The sequence below is a fragment of the Paraburkholderia sp. BR13444 genome, from assembly GCF_040948755.1.
Taxonomy (GTDB): domain Bacteria; phylum Pseudomonadota; class Gammaproteobacteria; order Burkholderiales; family Burkholderiaceae; genus Paraburkholderia; species Paraburkholderia youngii.
Genome location: NZ_JBFPKM010000006.1, coordinates 185,462 through 202,857 on the forward strand (window position 1 = coordinate 185,462; position 17,396 = coordinate 202,857).

At 60.6% G+C, this 17,396-nt stretch carries 13 protein-coding genes and 4 pseudogenes; 9 read left to right on the forward strand and 8 right to left on the reverse strand.

Annotated elements, in window-relative coordinates; genetic code table 11:
• The first annotated feature begins 175 nt into the window (after positions 1-175).
• Both pyk and AB3X95_RS19145 read left to right on the forward strand, forming a co-directional pair.
• Positions 176-1,589: pseudogene (gene pyk, locus AB3X95_RS19140) on the forward strand (pyruvate kinase).
• Between the two features lie 47 nt (positions 1,590-1,636).
• Complete coding sequence (locus tag AB3X95_RS19145) at positions 1,637-2,167, forward strand: hypothetical protein (RefSeq protein WP_368622232.1); 531 nt, start codon at positions 1,637-1,639, stop codon at positions 2,165-2,167.
• Between the two features lie 260 nt (positions 2,168-2,427).
• Here AB3X95_RS19145 and AB3X95_RS19150 read toward each other — a convergent pair whose 3' ends face one another.
• The 3 genes from AB3X95_RS19150 to AB3X95_RS19160 form a co-directional block, all read right to left on the reverse strand.
• On the reverse strand, positions 2,428-4,266 hold the full coding sequence (locus AB3X95_RS19150; RefSeq protein ID WP_368622377.1) for a TRAP transporter large permease subunit: 1,839 nt from the start codon (positions 4,264-4,266) through the stop codon (positions 2,428-2,430).
• Between the two features lie 68 nt (positions 4,267-4,334).
• Positions 4,335-5,366, reverse strand: a complete 1,032-nt coding sequence (locus AB3X95_RS19155; protein ID WP_368622233.1) for a TRAP transporter substrate-binding protein — start codon at positions 5,364-5,366, stop codon at positions 4,335-4,337.
• A 1,085-nt stretch (positions 5,367-6,451) separates the two neighbouring features.
• Entirely contained in the window at positions 6,452-7,081 is a 630-nt protein-coding gene (locus AB3X95_RS19160; protein WP_368622234.1) for a TetR/AcrR family transcriptional regulator, read from the reverse strand.
• Between the two features lie 130 nt (positions 7,082-7,211).
• Between AB3X95_RS19160 and AB3X95_RS19165 the strand changes: the two genes are divergently transcribed.
• Genes AB3X95_RS19165 through AB3X95_RS19180 form a run of 4 tightly spaced genes read left to right on the forward strand, consistent with a single transcriptional unit; the run spans position 7,212 to position 11,046 of the window.
• Complete coding sequence (locus tag AB3X95_RS19165) at positions 7,212-8,294, forward strand: alkene reductase (protein WP_368622378.1); 1,083 nt, start codon at positions 7,212-7,214, stop codon at positions 8,292-8,294.
• 50 nt (positions 8,295-8,344) lie between these two features.
• Entirely contained in the window at positions 8,345-9,133 is a 789-nt protein-coding gene (locus AB3X95_RS19170) for an SDR family NAD(P)-dependent oxidoreductase (RefSeq protein ID WP_368622235.1), read from the forward strand.
• 41 nt (positions 9,134-9,174) lie between these two features.
• Positions 9,175-10,038, forward strand: a complete 864-nt coding sequence (locus tag AB3X95_RS19175) for an alpha/beta fold hydrolase (RefSeq protein WP_368622236.1) — start codon at positions 9,175-9,177, stop codon at positions 10,036-10,038.
• 6 nt (positions 10,039-10,044) lie between these two features.
• Positions 10,045-11,046, forward strand: a complete 1,002-nt coding sequence (locus AB3X95_RS19180; protein WP_368622237.1) for an NADP-dependent oxidoreductase — start codon at positions 10,045-10,047, stop codon at positions 11,044-11,046.
• A gap of 287 nt (positions 11,047-11,333) precedes the next feature.
• On the opposite strand, the gene AB3X95_RS19185 is transcribed toward AB3X95_RS19180, so the two are convergent.
• On the reverse strand, positions 11,334-12,353 hold the full coding sequence (locus tag AB3X95_RS19185) for an NAD(P)-dependent alcohol dehydrogenase (RefSeq protein ID WP_368622238.1): 1,020 nt from the start codon (positions 12,351-12,353) through the stop codon (positions 11,334-11,336).
• 123 nt (positions 12,354-12,476) lie between these two features.
• Here AB3X95_RS19185 and AB3X95_RS19190 point away from each other — a divergent pair, with 123 nt between their 5' ends.
• On the forward strand, positions 12,477-13,385 hold the full coding sequence (locus tag AB3X95_RS19190; protein WP_368622239.1) for a LysR substrate-binding domain-containing protein: 909 nt from the start codon (positions 12,477-12,479) through the stop codon (positions 13,383-13,385).
• Between the two features lie 22 nt (positions 13,386-13,407).
• Here AB3X95_RS19190 and AB3X95_RS19195 read toward each other — a convergent pair whose 3' ends face one another.
• A complete protein-coding gene (locus AB3X95_RS19195; RefSeq protein WP_368622240.1) occupies positions 13,408-13,929 on the reverse strand; it encodes a histidine kinase dimerization/phospho-acceptor domain-containing protein in 522 nt (173 codons plus the stop codon).
• A 61-nt stretch (positions 13,930-13,990) separates the two neighbouring features.
• On the opposite strand from AB3X95_RS19195, the gene AB3X95_RS19200 reads away from it, so the two are divergent.
• A complete protein-coding gene (locus AB3X95_RS19200) occupies positions 13,991-14,245 on the forward strand; it encodes a hypothetical protein (protein WP_368622241.1) in 255 nt (84 codons plus the stop codon).
• Positions 14,246-14,761: 516 nt separating this feature from the next.
• On the opposite strand, the pseudogene AB3X95_RS19205 reads toward AB3X95_RS19200, so the two are convergent.
• Together AB3X95_RS19205 and AB3X95_RS19210 are read right to left on the reverse strand one after the other, a co-directional pair.
• A pseudogene (locus AB3X95_RS19205) lies at positions 14,762-14,974 on the reverse strand (PRC-barrel domain containing protein); the annotation flags it as partial.
• 198 nt (positions 14,975-15,172) lie between these two features.
• On the reverse strand, positions 15,173-16,138 hold the full coding sequence (locus tag AB3X95_RS19210) for a PleD family two-component system response regulator (protein ID WP_368622242.1): 966 nt from the start codon (positions 16,136-16,138) through the stop codon (positions 15,173-15,175).
• Between AB3X95_RS19210 and AB3X95_RS19215 the strand changes: the two are divergent.
• Positions 16,106-16,513: pseudogene (locus AB3X95_RS19215) on the forward strand (hypothetical protein); the annotation flags it as partial. The gene AB3X95_RS19210 and the pseudogene AB3X95_RS19215 sit on opposite strands and share 33 nt — an antisense overlap.
• Before the next feature lie 533 nt (positions 16,514-17,046).
• On the opposite strand, the pseudogene AB3X95_RS19220 reads toward AB3X95_RS19215, so the two are convergent.
• A pseudogene (locus AB3X95_RS19220) lies at positions 17,047-17,211 on the reverse strand (HU family DNA-binding protein); the annotation flags it as partial.
• Positions 17,212-17,396 lie beyond the last annotated feature (185 nt).

Genomic DNA, 17,396 nt, shown 5'->3' on the forward strand with positions numbered 1-17,396 from the left:
GTCACACGGAGCAAGTCCCTATCGCATAAGTTCCCTGTACGGATCGGGACCGAGTGCAATGTCGTCACATCCGAAGGGGGGAATTGCTCGCTTACCCAGGCGGCGTCATCTCCGGCCCGCTTCGATTCCTCGTCTCTTTCGCACGAAGTCTTCCGCAACCTCAAATTCTTCATCGATGAACAGAAACCGCTCCACAAAAATCGTTGCGACGCTCGGACCGTCAAGTTCCGCCGAGAGCCTGATTGAAAGCCTGTATGTCTCCGGCGCCGACGTTTTCAGGTTGAACATGAGCCATGGCAGCCACGCGGAACAGGCTCAGCGACTGCAAGCAATTCGCAGTATCGGGGCCCGACATGGTCGTCCGATCGGCGCGCTGCTTGATCTGCAAGGACCGAAGCTACGAGTCGCACAGTTCAAGGATGGCAAGGTCGATCTGCGGCCAGGACAGACTTTCAGCTTTGACCTTGATAGCGCACACGGTGATGAGTCGAGGGTCTGTCTCCCCCACCCGGAAATCTTCGCAGTGGCCGCGATCGGCGATACTTTGCTCGCCAACGACGGCCTGCTGAAGTTCAAGATCGTCGATACATCGCTTACCCGCATGACGACCGAAGTTGTCATCGGCGGCATCCTTTCGGACCGAAAAGGCGTCAACGTCCCGAGCGTGGTCCTCCACATTCCAGCGCTGACCGATAAGGACAGGAAAGACCTGCGATTTGGCCTGGGACAAGGCGTAGAGTGGATCGCACTGTCTTTTGTGCAGCGGGCAGACGATGTGCGCGACGCGCGCAATCTGATCAAAGGCCGGGCTAAGATTATCGCCAAGATCGAGAAGCCATCCGCTGTTGATTCGATCGAGGAGATCATCGAGGCTTCTGACGGAATCATGATTGCGCGTGGCGATATGGGTGTTGAGTTACCACCCGAGGAAGTCCCCGGTCATCCAGAAGCGAATCGTGGGTTTATGCCGAGAGGCCGGAAAGCCTGTCGTTGTGGCAACGCAGATGCTGGAGTCGATGGTGAAATCTGCCGTGCCCACGCGAGCGGAGACGTCCGACGTGGCGACGGCCGTTTTTGACGGCGCCGATGCCGTTATGCTGTCCGCGGAGTCCGCGTCAGGCGCCTTCCCAGTCCAAGCGGTTTCGATGATGAATAGGATCATCGAGCGCACAGAGAATGCGCCCTCGTATCGTCAACTGCTTAAAGCAGTCAGGCCGCCCGCATCTGCTGCCGCGCCGGAGGCGATCAGCGCAGCGATATTTACCATCACATCGATGTTGCCGATCGCAGCAATCGTCGCCTACACCTCTTCCGGCGCGACTGCTGTGCGGATTGCTCGCGAGCGGCCAGCCTCCCGCATCCTGTCGCTCACTCCTGATGAAGCCGTTGCGCGTCAGCTTACGTTGACCTGGGGTGCCTGTCCTTTGCATGTCGACGATGCGCAGAACGTTGAAGATATGGTCATGAAGGCCACCGCAGCAGCGCATCGGATCGGGGTCGACCGCCGCAAACCATTGCTGATCGCAGCAGGTGTCCCGTTTGGCACGCCCGGCATCAGTAACCTTCTGAGAATCGTCTACCCTTCTTGATCTTTCATTCATACGTCAGGGCATGGGGGTGCGCCGTGCGGGCCCCCATGAGTTTCGGCAAGGCGCTGGTATCCGCCATGGTAACGAAAGCACAGAACCTCAAAAAACCACGACGCGGACCGGCGCTGTCAAAGCAGATGCTTCTTCCGCTTCCCTTGCCGCTTGTCAAAGACCTGTCTTTAGTCTCGCACCTCGCCCTTGCTTCGTTTCAATCGGGCCACGGCAGCCAGCATCTGCTTTATCAACTCATCCGAACGACATATCTGTCATATCTGATGTGGAAAGAGGGGCTGGGCGCCGGTGCCTATCAGCTTTACTGCGACGCTGAACGCGAGATAGAGGCCATAGCGGCTGTTCGCGCAGGCGGCGGGCCGTGGATGCTCAGTGAGAACGCTAGCTCTATACTTGAGAAGATCGTATGTATCTATGACGTCCAGCTTGGCGGCATATCTGCGGGACTTTTCACACGATGTCAGGCTAAGTTGGAACAGCTCCTTGGCATGTTGGTAGTCCGATCCGGGGAAGCCTTGCTGCAGCATGAACAATCCAGAAGCGCCGATAAAACTACGAGGTGCTGATCTTCCATCCAGCGTATCGTATCGGCCGGCACAGGCGAGCTTGTTGCAAGCACCGTTCTGTTCTCCTGTTCCGCAACTTGATACCGGCGGGAGCGCACTGACGCCGTGTCCAATCCGCGCTGGCGATAGTTGCTTCCCGCCCTCTCATGGCTTTATCAACTTATCAACATCCTCACGATCGCCTGATGCCCCGAAGCGACTTCCAAACAAAAAAGACTGAACGTGCGTCCAGTCCTTTTGATTTCTGCGTTAGGCGCCTCTCAGATTTTCAGAAAGCCGGTCGAAATCCACGGTACCGCTGCGATGACCACGATGCCAATGAACAGTGCGGCCATATAACCCATGATCGGACGGATGCCCAGGTTCGGCGAGATCTTGCTGACCGCGCACGCGCCGTAATACCCCACCCCGAACGGCGGCGAGAACAGCCCCAAACCCATCGAAAGAATGACAACCATCGCGTATTGAACTTCATGGATACCGACAGCCCGGGCAATGGGGAAAAGTAACGGCCCGAAGAGCACGATGGCTGGTATTCCCTCGAGGACGCTGCCCAGGATGATGAACATGAAGATCGACACAACCATGAAGGTGAACGCGCCCCCTGGCAGATGCTGCATGAACTCCGCCAGTCCGTGAGAGAAGCCGGACTGTGTGAGCGCCCACGCCATCGCTGTAGCCGTACCGATGATGATGAGGATCGCACCGGAAAGAGCGGCCGTCTCAACGAGCATGGGGCCAACACGCTTCCAATCAAAGCACCGATACACCAGGAGCCCGGCGACAACAGAATAAGCGATGCCGACTGTCGAAACTTCCGTTGCCGTGGCTACGCCTTCCACCACAGCCACGCGGATCACAACCGGAAGGGCCAGAGCCGGGATCGATACCACAAAAGCCTTTCCGACCAACGACCACGCGACCCTCGTGGAGGATGTGGGCTCGAATTTTCGGGCCCGCCACCAGACAAGCATGCACAACATGAATGCCAGGACGAGCCCCGGCAACAGACCGCCGGTAAAAAGCGCAGAGATTGATACGCCAGTAACCGATCCGATCGTGATGAGCACGATGCTTGGCGGAACCGTTTCGGTCTGTGCGCCGGTTGCCGATAGCAGTGCGACGAGCTCGCCGGGATTCTCGCCACGCTTCTTCATCTCAGGGAACAGAATTGGAGCAACGGCCGCCATATCGGCCGCCTTTGAACCGGAAATCCCGGAAATCAGATACATCGCGCCAACCAGAACATATGAGAGGCCACCCCGAACGTGACCCAGCAACGATGCCAGGAAGTTGATCATCGCCCGTGCCATCCCTGTCATCTCAATGAGAAGCCCGAGGAAAATAAACATCGGCACAGCCAACAGAAGGATTTGAGACATTCCTTCGTCCATGCGGCTGACGACAATCTCCAACGGCATGGCGGTTGACATCGAAAGATAAGCAAACACGGAAAGACCGAAGGAGAAAGCGATAGGCATTCCGCTCAGGACGGTGAAACCGACCACACCAACGAAGAAAATCACCAAGTTCAGGTTTCCAAGCGATTGCAAAACCGGTCCGGCATGTTCCAGCGCAAACACAGTCACCAGCGACACCGCAATCCCAGTGATAGCAGTCTTCCAGCCGATTGCTAACAGCTTGACCACGCAGATCAGCAGCATCGACACAATGCCGAAGATGATAGCCGCGACGCGTAGGCCGTCATTGATCTCCATAGTCGGGGTCAGAATGTCCCACTGCTGCTTGATGTAAGCGATCGACGGAACAAGTACGAGTCCGAGAAAGAGCATGCTCGCCACCATCGAAATGGTGTCCCATAACGGATGCCAGTGCTCGCCCATGCGGTTGACCAGTGCCGTCATGCGCATGTGGCTTCCTCGATGCAACGCGGTAGCTGCACCCGTCATGGCGAGCCAGAGAAACAGAATGGCAGCGAGTTCGTCACTCCAGATTAACGGGTGGTGCAGGACATAACGGGCCACAACGCCGCTGAAAAGCAGGATAATTTCTGCTAGCACCAGCAGTGCCGCCGGCACAGAGACGATTACGCCGAGTGCGAAGTCCACACGGGACAGCCAGTGGGGCACCGTCTTCATCGTGTGGTGGACGGTTGCGCTGGTCTGTTGTTCGAGCGCGTCATCCACGTCTTTCAGCATTTGCGTTCTCATGCCAGCTTCCCCGTGTATTTCTCCATGAGACTCCATTCTTCGTCGCCGAAGTATTGCTTCTGCTCCGTGTAGAAGTTCGCGGATTTCAGGGTTTGGCGGAACGCGTTCGCGTCAGCGGTGTTAAACGCAAGCCCTCTGCCCGCAAGCGTCTTTTGCAGGGAGGCGTTCAACTGGATCACGTCTTGTCGTTGCTTCAGTGCCCCCGCATTGAGGTGCTTTGAGACGATGTCACGGACGGTGGGCGGCATTTTTTCCCACGCTGTCTTGTTACCCAACAACCAGTAGCCGTCCCACATGTGGTTCGTCATCGAGCAGTATTTCTGAACTTCATAAAGCTTCGCGGCGTCTACTACAGCCAGCGCGTTCTCCTGCCCGTCGACGACCTTTGTCTGCAACGAAGAATAGACTTCGTTGAAGCTGATCGACGCCGGAGCGGCGGACAGCGACTTGAACAGCGAAATCCAGAGACGACCACCCGGCACGCGGATTTTCATGCCCTGAAGGTCGGCTGGAGTCTTGATGGGCTTCGTACTGGTCGTGATCTGGCGGAACCCGTTGTTCCAGATCTTGTCCTGAACAACCAGATTTGCCTTTCCAATCAGCCCGCGAATATGGGCGCCAAGGTCGCCATCGAATGCTGCGAATACCTGGTCATAGTCTTTATATGCAAAGCCGACTCCCGAGATGGATGCCTTCGGAACCAGAGTCGAAAGGGTATTAGCGCCCGAGACCGTATAAAACTCCAGTGCGCCAGCCCGCAACTGCGAGAACATGTCTGGGTCGCCACCGAGCTGATTATTTGGAAACACCCGAAGGTCGACTCGACCGTCGGTCTCCTTTTTGATCGCATCCGCTGCCTCTTGAATACGAACATTCAGCGGATGATTTGCCGGCAGGTTCGTGCCGACCTTATACGAGAATTCTGCCGCGTTGGCGCGTCGAACCCACGGACCATCCAGGAGGCCTGTCGCAGCGATAAAGGCGGCTCCGGTTCCGGTGATGAGAAAGTTTCTACGATTGAATCCCATATTTGTCTCCAACGATTTGAATAATCGTCCGCCAAGGACTTTGCGCTTTATATGATTACCTGCCTTTCCGCGACGCGATGGGTCGAAGGAGCGGTTTTGGTGCGCCTTTGATTTGACGCGCCGGTCAGATCGGTGCGTGCATTTAGAGTAGCGGACGCGCCGCTCTTCAACAAACGACTTTATCTCGACCTACGGTGAGAAAAAATCGCTGGTCCGAACTTCGATAGGCAACGGCTTCGGCAGACGCGGCCGCGCGAAGCGGCAGCTGCGGGCACTACATCCCGCGCCCTGAACGTGTGGTCACTGCTCCCCAGGAATCCCGCTCCGCGTCGCCCGCAGCGCGGCGTCCGGACGCGCGGCCTTCTCCGTTCCGCGAGCTGTACTGGCAACCTCTCGCGGTCACCAACGTTGCGGACCCCGCCGGATTTGGCGATTTTTGCGCAGGCCTTCTCGGTGAAAAAAAATCGTCTCTTTGACGAAGGCTCTCGTCGGCATGACACGCCGCGCCGAACTCACTGGATCCTAACTGTGGGGCAAGCTACTGTCCGGCGAAACACGCTACATCGATATCGGAGGCTCATTGTTCACTGCGTGCTTGTTACGACCGCGGAAGGGATAGTCCGTCCACTGCGATTAACCATTGATTAATGGCTGCACCATCTCTGTCCTGATAGCTCGCGCAGCTGGCGGATTCCGAATTGCAACCGGCCATTGGAATGTCGGCTTTGTGCATTGCCCGAGCGGCAGCTTGTGGGCCGGCAAGCGTCCGCTCGCCGGCCATGTTGCCGTCAGACCTTGGTCTGTTCTGCCATCTCGAGGGCATCGTCGACTTCAATGCCGACGGCTTCCAAGGTACAACGGCCGTTCGGGCGATCGTGTCGGTCGCGACGTCCAGTGCCAGTGCTTCGGTGATCAGCTGGGCCCGCTTGCTGACGGACAGGTTCGGCGGCGGCGGCGGCAACCCGTTCGCCAGCTTTCTGATCCCGTTGACATGGATCGCCGCTGCTCGCGATCTTGTGCTCCCGCCTGCTGTGCGTTGTTTCGCAGGCGCCTTCCGGACATCCGGTCTGCCGCCGGTAACGGAGTTACTCGGGCCTTGCCGACGTGCCGCTGCCGTGATTGCGCGTTGGTTCGCCTGCGGTCGCCGACGGGCCCATTGACGCCAGAATCTGGTCGCGGCAAACCGCAAGAATTTCGTCGGCCAGCGGCGAATCGTCCGGGCAGGCGCGCGACATGACAATGGCACCGACCGCGTGCGCCAGTATGTCGAGGGACCTGGCTCTCGCCAGGCGTGTGTCCTCACCGTTCAACGCACTACTCTCGGGATTCAGCACCGTCAGCAGGCTCTCAATGCCGGCCGCGAAGGTGCCGCGAACTGCTTCCGGCTGACGCGCGGCATCCCCGCCCAGTGCGGCCATCGTGCAACCGGTCGCGCGGGTGTCCCGGTGCTCGCGAGAAAGGTAGTACCGCACAAACTCAGGCGCGTCCACACCCACGCTCAGCGCCACGGTCTGCGCGATTCCGCACGCCGCCGATTCCGCCATCAGATCTGCCTTGGCGCCGAACTGCTTGTAAAAGCCGCCGTGGGTAAAGCCGGCGGCGGCCATCAGATCGGCAATGCCGACCCCATCGTAGCCGCGCTCCCGAAACAGCTGCGACGCCGTCTCGACAACGTGCTCACGGTTGGCCTGTGCCTGTGCCTTGGTGATCTTCATGGTCTGGCCACTATGGGTTTATGTGTGAAGGCTCCATTATACATTGATGTCGATCGTCATCAAAACCTTGACAGTTTTGATTATGATCGTCATCATTGGTCCTGTTCCCAACCTCGAACCTGACGCAAACATGACCGACAAGACGCTTTTCGAGCCTTACACCCTGGGCCGTCTTACCCTCGCCAATCGCTTTGTCATGGCGCCGCTGACCCGCAACCGCGCCGGCGCGGGGCTGGTGCCCAGCGAGCTGGCTGCGACCTATTACGCGCAGCGCGCCTCGGCCGGTCTGATCATCACGGAGGCCACTCAGGTGTCGGCACAGGCGCAGGGCTATCAGGACACCCCCGGCTTGTACACACGCGAGCAGATCGCCGGTTGGCGCACGGTCACCGGGGCTGTGCATACGAGGGGCGGGCGCATCTTCGCGCAACTCTGGCACGTCGGCCGTGTTGCGCACATCGATCTGCAGCCGGGCGGCGCTGCGCCGGTCGCACCGTCAGCCATTCGTGCAGCGACCAAGACCTTCGTGAACAACGGATTTGCCGACGTCTCCGAACCGCGCGCTCTGGAACTCGCCGAACTGCCGGGCATCGTGAACGACTTCCGCCAGGCTGCGGCGAACGCCATTGCAGCCGGCTTCGACGGCGTGGAGATCCACGGCGCCAACGGCTATCTGCTGGAGCAGTTCATCAAGGACGGGGCCAACCAGCGCACTGACGCGTACGGCGGCTCGATCGAGAATCGCGCGCGTCTGTTGCTGGAAGTCGTCGCTGCCGTGGTCGAGGAAATCGGCGCCGACCGCACCGGGGTGCGCATCTCGCCCGTGTCGCCGGCAAACGGCATTTCCTGCAGCGATCCTCAGCCGCAGTACGACTACATCGCCGGGCAGCTCAGCGCGCTGGGTATCGTCTATCTGCACGTGGTCGAGGGTGCGACGGGAGGCCCGCGTGATGTCGCACCGTTCGACTACGACGCGATGCGTCGCCGGTTCAGGCAAACCTATCTGGCCAATAACGGCTACGACCTGGAACTCGCTACCGCCAGACTCAACGAGGGCAAGGCAGACCTGTTCGCCTTCGGCCGCGCCTTTATCAGCAACCCTGATCTGGTCGAACGCATGAAGACCGGCGCGCAGCTCGCGCAGCCGGACTTCGCCACGCTTTATGGTGGCGGCGCTGCGGGCTATATCGACTACCCCTCAATCACCGCTTGACGCGCGCTGCCAGCGTCCGTGTCGAACCTCTCTTGCGAAGGAAATAAATCATGACCACGCTTCCGACGGTGCTCGTCACCGGCGCCTCCTCCGGGATCGGCGCGACCTACGCCGACCGCTTCGCCCGCCGCGGCCACGACCTCGTGCTGGTTGCACGCGACAAGGCGCGCCTCGATACGCTGGCCGCGCGCCTGGGCGAAGAAAGCGGTGTGGCCGTCGAAGTACTGGAGGCCGACCTGACGCAGCCTGCGGATCTGGCCGTGGTCGAGGCTCGCCTGCGCGACGACAATCGCATAGGCGTCCTGATCAACAACGCCGGGATGGCTCAATCAGGCGGCTTCGTCCAGCAGGCACCTGAGGCCATTGAACGCCTGATCACGCTCAACACGACGGCGCTGACGCGGCTCGCAGCCGCGGTCGCTCCGCGCTTTGTGCAGTCTGGTACTGGCGCGATCGTCAACATTGGCTCGGTGGTGGGTTTCGCGCCCGAATTTGGCATGTCGATCTACGGCGCCACCAAGGCGTTCGTGCTGTTCCTGTCGCAGGGACTGAACCTGGAGTTGTCGCCTAAGGGCGTCTACGTACAGGCGGTGCTTCCGGCGGCGACCCGCACGGAGATCTGGGGACGCGCCGGCATCGACGTCAATACGCTTCCCGAGGTGATGGAAGTCGGCGAACTGGTTGATGCGGCACTGGTCGGATTCGATCGCCGCGAACTAGTGACTATCCCGCCGCTGCACGTGGCGGCGCGCTGGGACGCATTGGATGGCGCGCGTCAGGGGCTCATATCGGACATTCGACAAGCCCAGGCGGCCGAACGCTATCGGCCCGAAGCCTGACCGCCACAATGACCGGGGCGGCACCCCGACGAGAATCGACCATGAACTTCAAAGCGCTGCAGGCGTCTTATGCCCACGCTCAGACCAAGCTCGTAGAGGCGGGCGGAACCACGTTCGCTTATCGGGAACTGGGACAGCATGGCGGTACCCCGCTAGTCCTGCTCAACCACTGGGGCGCCGTGCTGGACAACTTCGACCCGCGCATCGTAGATGGCCTGGCTCGTGAGCATCACGTTATTGCCATCGACTATCGCGGAATCGGTTTGTCCGGCGGCACCGCGCCGGTGACCGTCGACGAGATGGCGCGCGACACTATCGCGGTGATCCGCGCGATGGGTTTCGATCAAGTAAATCTGCTCGGCTTTTCGCTTGGCGGTTTCGTGGCGCAGGACGCGGCCCTGAAGGCGCCTGCCCTTGTGCGCAAGCTCATCCTTACCGGCACGGGCCCCGCGGGCGGTCAGGGCATCGATCGTGTCGGTGCGGTGTCGTGGCCGCTGATACTCAAGGGCCTCCTGACGCTACGCGACCCCAAGACCTATCTCTTCTTCACCGCTACGGCCATCGGCCGGAAGGCAGCAAGCGCCTTCCTGAAAAGACTGAAGGAGCGCCGCGCCGATCGCGACAGGGGACCGACACCTCGCGCGTTCTCGCGCCAGCTCAAGGCGATCAAGGCTTGGGGCCAGCAGGTGCCGCAGGAGCTCGCCGGCCTGCGCATGCCGGTCCTGATCGCCAATGGCGACAACGACATCATGGTGCCCACCTCACTGAGTCTCGACATGGCTCGCCGCATTCCCCATGCGCAGTTGGTCATCTACGAAGACGCTGGGCACGGCGGCATCTTTCAATATCACGCTGACTTCGTGTCGAAGGCGCTGGCGTTCCTGGCAGCACCCTACCTTGGTTAAAGCAACATGCAAGCACTCACATTCAAACGCTATGGCAGATCACCTGAAATCGAGTTCGCCGACGTTCCACGCCCCACGTTAAAGGCGGATGAGTTGCTGGTGCAGGTCCACGCGGCCGGATTGAACCCAATCGACAACATGATTCCGGCGGGCACGTTCAAGCCCGTCCTGAAGTTCGAATTACCAGCCACGCTAGGCAGCGATATTGCCGGCGTGGTGGTTGAGGTTGGCAGTCGCGTGACGCGTTTCAAGCCGGGCGATGCCGTTTTTGCCAGTCTCTTCGATCTTGGCAGAGGGTCGATAGCCGAATTCGCGGCGGTGCCGGAAAGCGTTGCCGCACCGAAGCCGGCCAAGCTCGACTTTGTGCAGGCCGCTTCCGTTCCGATGGTTGGCCTCACCTCGTGGCAAGCATTGAAGGAGCGTGCCAATGTTCGATCTGGCCAGAAGGTGTTCATCCCTGCGGGGTCGGGCGGTATCGGTACCTTCGCGATCCAGCTAGCAAAGTACCTCGGTGCCAAGGTAGGAACGACCACCAGCACGGGTAATGTTCCACTGGTCACCACGCTGGGCGCAGACGAGGTGGTTGATTATAAGAAGGAGAACTTCGAAAAAGTGCTGCGGGGCTACGACGTGGTGCTCGGTACACTGCGGGGCGATGCGATCGAGAAAGCAATCGGCATTCTCAAACCAGGGAGCAAGGGTGTCTCGCTCATCGGTCCGTTGGACGCAGCGTTCGCACGCGCACGACGCCTGAATTTCTTTCTAACGTTCGTGTTCGGCTTGATGAGCCGAAAAATCATGCGCCTTGCAAGAAAACGGGACGTCACCTACTCATTTCTATTCGTCCGTCCCGACGGCGCCCAACTCGCCGAAATTGGAGGACTTCTCGAGTCGGAACACATTCGTCCGGTAATCGACAGGTTTTTTTCGTTCGAGCAAGCGAAGGAAGCGCTTGAATACTTGGCTCAGGGACGCGCGAAGGGCAAGGTCGTCGTGAAGATCAAGTGAGTGGCCAAACGGTTGACTGTGCAGGAGCTTGCCCTAGCGACTGAAGACGCGGGTGACTAGGTTAAGGCTCATGGAGAATCGGATGGCCGGTTACGGGGCGGAGCCGACGCACGAATGTCCGATCGAAAACGCAGGTGAACGGCGGTTCGTGGGCCGTACTGGGCCTTTCGAAGCGCTCCACACACCGGCCATTCAGAGTCGATCACTGCCGCCCACGCGGTTCGACAATATCCCCAAGCCTCATGCCCGCGTATCCAGACATCGCCGAACCCTCATCAGTACAGGGTTCAGGCGTCTATCCGGACCACCACCTTACCGAAGTGCTGTCCGGACTCAAGATGCCTGTACGCGGCGGGCGCGTCGTCAAAGCCAAAGACGTGATCGACCACCGGCCGGATTTGATGCGCGGACACGAGCCTGACAACCTCGTCGAGCATCGAGCGGCTGCCCACCATGATTCCATGCAACCGCTTGACGCCCCCGATCACCGGCAGCAGTCCAAGCTCCGGTTCACTAAAGCCGCTCACACCGCCGATGATCGACACGAGGCCGCCCATTTTCGTTGCGGCCACCGAGCGCGGCAGTGTGTCCCGTCCACCGATCTCCAGCACGATATCCGCGCCTACCCCATCGGTCAGCCGGAGAACCTCGTTCTGCCATTCCGGCTTGGCGCGGTAGTTGATCGTCTCATCGGCGCCGAGTTTCCGCGCGCGTTCCAGTTTTTCATCGCTCGACGACGTGATGATCGTGCGCAGACCCGCCGCGCGCGCCAGCTGCAGCGCGAAGATCGACACCCCGCCTGTGCCGAGCAGCACCACCGTGGAACCGGGTTTCGCGTCGCCGTCCACGAATAGCGCGTTCCATGCGGTGACGCCGACGCACGACAACGTGGAGGCTTCTTCATAACCCAGGTGCGCCGGGATCACCGCAAGAGCCGTTTCGTCGACCAGGAACCGCTCGGCCAGCACGCCGTCGACTTTGGCGCCTGGCGAACTGTCGACTTTCCACGGTGCCGGAGCGCCGTCGATCCAACGCGGGAAATATGTGTTGACCACGCGATCGCCCGATTTGAAGCGGCTCACGTCGCGGCCGGTCTCGACGACTTCGCCCGCGCCATCGCACAGCGGGATCAGCGGCGCATCGCCGATGCCGAGATAGTCACCGCGGGCGAACATCAAGTCGCGATAGTTCAGCGACGCCGCGTGAACCTTGACAACGACCTCGGTCGGCCCCGGCGATCGCCTGGCCGCGTCGCTGCGCTTCAGACCGGAGATACCGGCGCCCGGTTTCAGTGTCCATGCGTTCATAGCAACTCCTCATCGGGTAGAAGCACCTATGTTAGTGTTGCGGGAAAGGACGCATTGACGAGATTTTGACGACTTATCGTCGCCTGGCAGGAAACATAAACCGCGGTATCGGGAGCTCGCACGATGGACGATCGGCTAAGAGGCATTGCGGAATTTGTGGATGTCGTGGATGCCGGCACCTTCGCCGCAGCGGGCGAACGCCTTGGTGTCACGCGCTCGGCGATCGCGAAGATTGTCGCGAGGCTCGAGCAGCGTCTCGGAGTGAGACTGCTGCAGCGAACCACCCGCCATCTGAGCCTAACCGACGAAGGGCATGCGTACTATGAGCAGTGCCGACGCGTGATGGCCGAACTGGGCGCGGTCGAGGCGACGCTGGAGGCGGGCCGCCGCGATCCGTCCGGGCGGCTACGCATCACCGCGCCGGTGCTATTCGGCAGGCAGTGCGTCGCACCCGTGATGCTGAAGCTGGTCGAGCGCCATCCGTTGCTCGACGTCGAGATGTCGTTCAGCGATCGTGTTTCGGACCTGGTCGAGGACGGCTTCGATATCGCGGTGCGGATTGGACCGCTGCCGGACCATGCAACCCTTGTCGGGCGCCGGCTCGGCGTTCAGCGGATGGGCATTTGCGCGTCTCCGGCCTGGCTCGATCGACACGGGCGGCCGTCGGGCCTCGCCGAACTCGGCTCGCACGTCAGCATCGCTTACGGCCGCGGTGGACAGAGCACACCATGGCGAGTGCTCGGCGAAGACGGCGAGGTGCAGGAGTGCCGACTGTCCGCGCGCCTGCGTTATGACGACCTCCAGGCCATCGCCGACGCAGCGGCTTCGGGCGCAGGCCTCGCCTGGTTACCATGCTGGCTCATGGCGCCCTATCTGCGCGACGGCCGGCTGTCGCTCGTGATGGATAGCAACAGCGTGCAGGGCGCCGAGGTTCACGTCATCCGCCCGCAATCGCGACATCTGCCCTCGAAGGTACGCGTCGCGATCGACGCGCTCGTAGACGAGATACCACGAGTGCTTGCCCGGGTGTGAGCCGTAGACCGCATTGAATCTGTCAACGTTGCGACGATAAATGTGTCAATTCGCGTCCTCGCCCATCCGCAACGCGCAAAGACTTGTGCGGCGTGGAGTTCCCGCATGGGAAATAAATGTGCCAACGATCAAGACTGAGATATCGATTTATCCGGTACGCATTGGGCAGCAGTCGGCCGAGATGGAATGGACCCCGCCCTCCCTTCGGGGACGCAGGGTCCGGCAGGAAAGCGGAGGCCCTCCAGAACCGAGCGGCATCAATCTGCCAGAGTGGAGTTTCGACACTTCCACTTGAGGAACGGAGGGCCCAAATATCCTGCCGCGTGAAGCTGACTGGCATCGCGTCGCCCAGCCGGGTGCGGGTGAAAACGAGCAGGTCGTCAATCATCTGTTTCATGCGCATGGCGCCGCGCTGCACGAATGCGACCGCCCTCACGCTGCGCGAAGAAAAGTCCTCGTCATGCAGCAGCGCTTCAGCTGAGTTCAGTATTGCGCCCAGCGGCGACCGCAGGTCGTGGGCCAGCACGCCCGCAAACAGATCCAACCCTTGTGCGCCTGTGCGAGCGGGAACGCGCGTTGCGCAGGTCCGTGCATGGGAGGTCACCATGCCTGAGACCGAGGTGTACAAATTCCGATACACGCGCCGACAGGGACTGCAACGTACCTACGATGTGGTTCTGAACATTCACCAGCTGGAATCGGGCGTATGTTCCTACGCGGCCTGGGTCCATTTCGCCGGCGCATTCAAAGGGAATGGACTGGTTTTCCCTCTGATCGCAAAAACCACGCAGGAAGCGGCGGGCGAAGCCCGAGGACGTATTGAAAACGACATCGAGGAACTCGCCGGGATCGCTGAATAACGTGGAAGGTCACCAGCCTGCACGTTGCCCTGCAGTGACTCCATCACGCGCTTGACAGGTCCGTCGGCGGCGGCCGGCACATACGATGCCAACGCCGATGCCGATGGATGGACTACCGGTGAGATGAACCGCGCCCGTTGATACGGCAGCGACCGCACTAGCCACCGCGCCGCTCGACGGAGCCTCGTAGGCGAACCCAGTTGGGCGCGAATTGACCGCTTGCGGGACGCCGTATTGCCGGGCATCTCCTGCCACGGCGAGCGGAAGCGCAGGTCGTCGACTTTTGCCGAACGGTCCATCAACTCCTTCGGGCGTAGGCGCTACTCAGGCCTGGAGACCGGGCGCACTGTCTGGTCGCCGTTGCGGCTCATGCCCCGGCGCGCGGCCGTCGCGTGTCGTGCGAGCGGAGCCAAACAAACGAGCCCTGGCGCGAGCGCCCTCCGGCTACATTCGGCGGGCCGCTCACAGAAACGACGCTCTCCACAGCACAGTCGTTGCATCGGGCACGGGCATTTCTCAGATATCACCCCGGGGCACGCCCTGGAGGCCGCGCGACGAGGACCAGTACGGGGCGCGGTCGTAGTACCGTTGAAGCGTCGTTCCCCATGTCGCATCAGCCATTGAAGGCCAGTGGTCCTTGTCGAAGCCCGGGTCGTTCTTGATGCGTTGGGCGTCAATGCTGACGCGGAAACATTTTGCGTCGGTATCGAGCGTGAGCGCGTTCCACGGTCGGGGCGGGGGCCTTCGCCATGTTTCTTGGCCAGCATTAAGGCTGCCGGCATTGACCGATGCACCGCGAAAGGTGCCGTCGAGGCACCATCGTGACGAACGTCAGAAACGGGTCCTGTTCTGCTGGACGGGGCACTGATCAAGGCCGGCCTACTTCGCAAGGTCGACCTCGGACGGGGATCGGCCGCGAACAGCTGCTTACGCTGGTTGTCGGTTGCATTGATGCGTCAGATTCATCCAGTAATCGGCTATCCGATCGCCGTGGCGACAATCGCTCGCCGCCGCTCTAACAGTTGCGACGGGCCCACACCACTCCATTGTTCGATCAGACCTGAAAACCGGATGAGTGGCTCGGTCTTGGTTGTAGCCATTTCCCATCTTGGTGCCGTCCGGAATACGGACCAGCCGTGCGGCGAACACCGCCAGGCCAAGTGTAGATCCGGTGCAGCAGCGCTCGATCAGCGTGCGCTCAGGGCCAACATCGCGAGTCGATGGCTCGCCAGCGGGCTGCGGTGGGGGCTCCGAGTCCCCTAGTGCCCGCCCATAGGTCAGGCGCGCCGCAATGAACATGTCGACGGTATCAAGCAATTCCTCCATTGAGACAGGCTTTCGCAAATATGCTGTCCAGCAGCGAATCCCTGCTGTGGGCTCCGGCATGGCCGACAACAGCAGCACTGGGACGCCGGAAAATGCGGCCCCGCACTTCAGGTGCCGGCAAAGTTCGCCGCCATTCATTTCCGGCATCTGTAGATCCGTGATGATCAGTTGGGGAAGAACTGCGCGGGCCTTCTGCAGCGCGTTGCACCCGTTCTCGGCGAGAACGACACGGTGTCCGCGACTCTCCAGCGCCAGTTGCAGCGCCCATCGGTTCTCAAGATCATCGTCGACGAGCAGTACGGTAGGCATGACGCGACATGTTGATAAGCCCTCCCAGGCTTTCGCAAGGAGCGTACCTATCGGGGGCCCGCTGCGGTGTTGTTCCACTGGCCAGGCGTGGTTGATCCCTATAGACGTTTGGGCGCGTCGCAAAAATTTTTGGCGCATATTGATCGCAAGTTGGCCGTCGGAACGGCTCGCTCCGACTACCATCGCGGTCAGTCGCGCGCGGTTCACCCCCTTAGCTGTAGGTGGGTGATGGCCTGTCGTGGCGCGAGATATCACCATGATGGTGAGCAATATGGCAGTGCCGCGTTTTGCAATCTGTTCCTGAGTGACGACAAGGGCCTGGACTTGCGCTTTCCCTCTACGGACCAACGCATTACCCTTAAGCGGGGAACAGCCGTGATTTTCGATACGGGCCAGCCCCATGCCGTCGTCCAGCGCGGCTGCGACAGTTTCTCTGCGGCCGACTTCGCGCGGGACCAGGACTTCACCCAGATCCTCTTGACGTGGGAGCTTCCGATCGAAGACGCAAAGGTCGGGAGAACACTCAACGTAATCTTCGACATCGACCGCCCAACGTCCCTGCGACCAGAGGAAGGGCAAGTCTGGTTGAGCGGCGCACGGTTCAATGATCGGGCCCGGGTTGAGCAGTGCTGAAGTCATCTTTCACGGTGACTCCAGCACTTAACTTAACGAGCTATCGCGAGACAGAGGACCGCGAGAGAAATAAGCGCTACTCAGCGCGATGAACTCTATTAAACGAAAGCATGTCGAGCTGCCGCAGGCAACTTCTCAACTCAAACCTCTCAGGCTGCTGACGGTGCCGATATACGTCCGTCCCGTCGTATCGAGTGATTCGATCATGGCGCGCTGACCTCGCGCTTCGGCAACGACCCGGACGATGCGCGCCTGATTGCGCAGCAGCTCGCCGATCGGCGGCGCTTCCGGGCGTATTCGTGACCGTTCCTGTTGCATAGCGAGTAGATAGCAGGTCGAGACAGTTGTCGTGCCGCACCAGGCGACACGGCATCCCTGTCAACGATCCTACCAAGTGGCAGGCGACCGGTCCAGGCCACCTCCGCGGGTAGCGGGCTCATCTATCACCGACAATGCCCATGAAGCAGCGCATGAGACGACGACGAACCATCCGGCGGCGCCGTTTTCCGCGCGGGGACATCATGACCCGGCTGTCAGGCGTCGTTCACGGCATCCTTGAACGCCTTGCCCGCGGTGAACTTGACCGTCTTCGCCGCCGCGATCTGGATCTCGGCGCCGGTCGCCGGGTTGCGGCCGACCCGCGCGGCACGCGCGCCCGTCGAAAATGACCCGAACCCGACCAGCTGCACGGTATCGCCCTGGGTGACCCCGGCGGTGATGGTGCCAATTGTTGGAGTTCGTAGATTCTGCTAATGGTGTCCGTTAGAGCGCTAATCGTGTCCATTAATTCTACTAGCGCGGCTTTTTTGATCGGAACGCGAACACTCTGCGCGGAACGGCTACTTGGCACCATACGACACTTCGGTCGTCGACGCCCAAACTG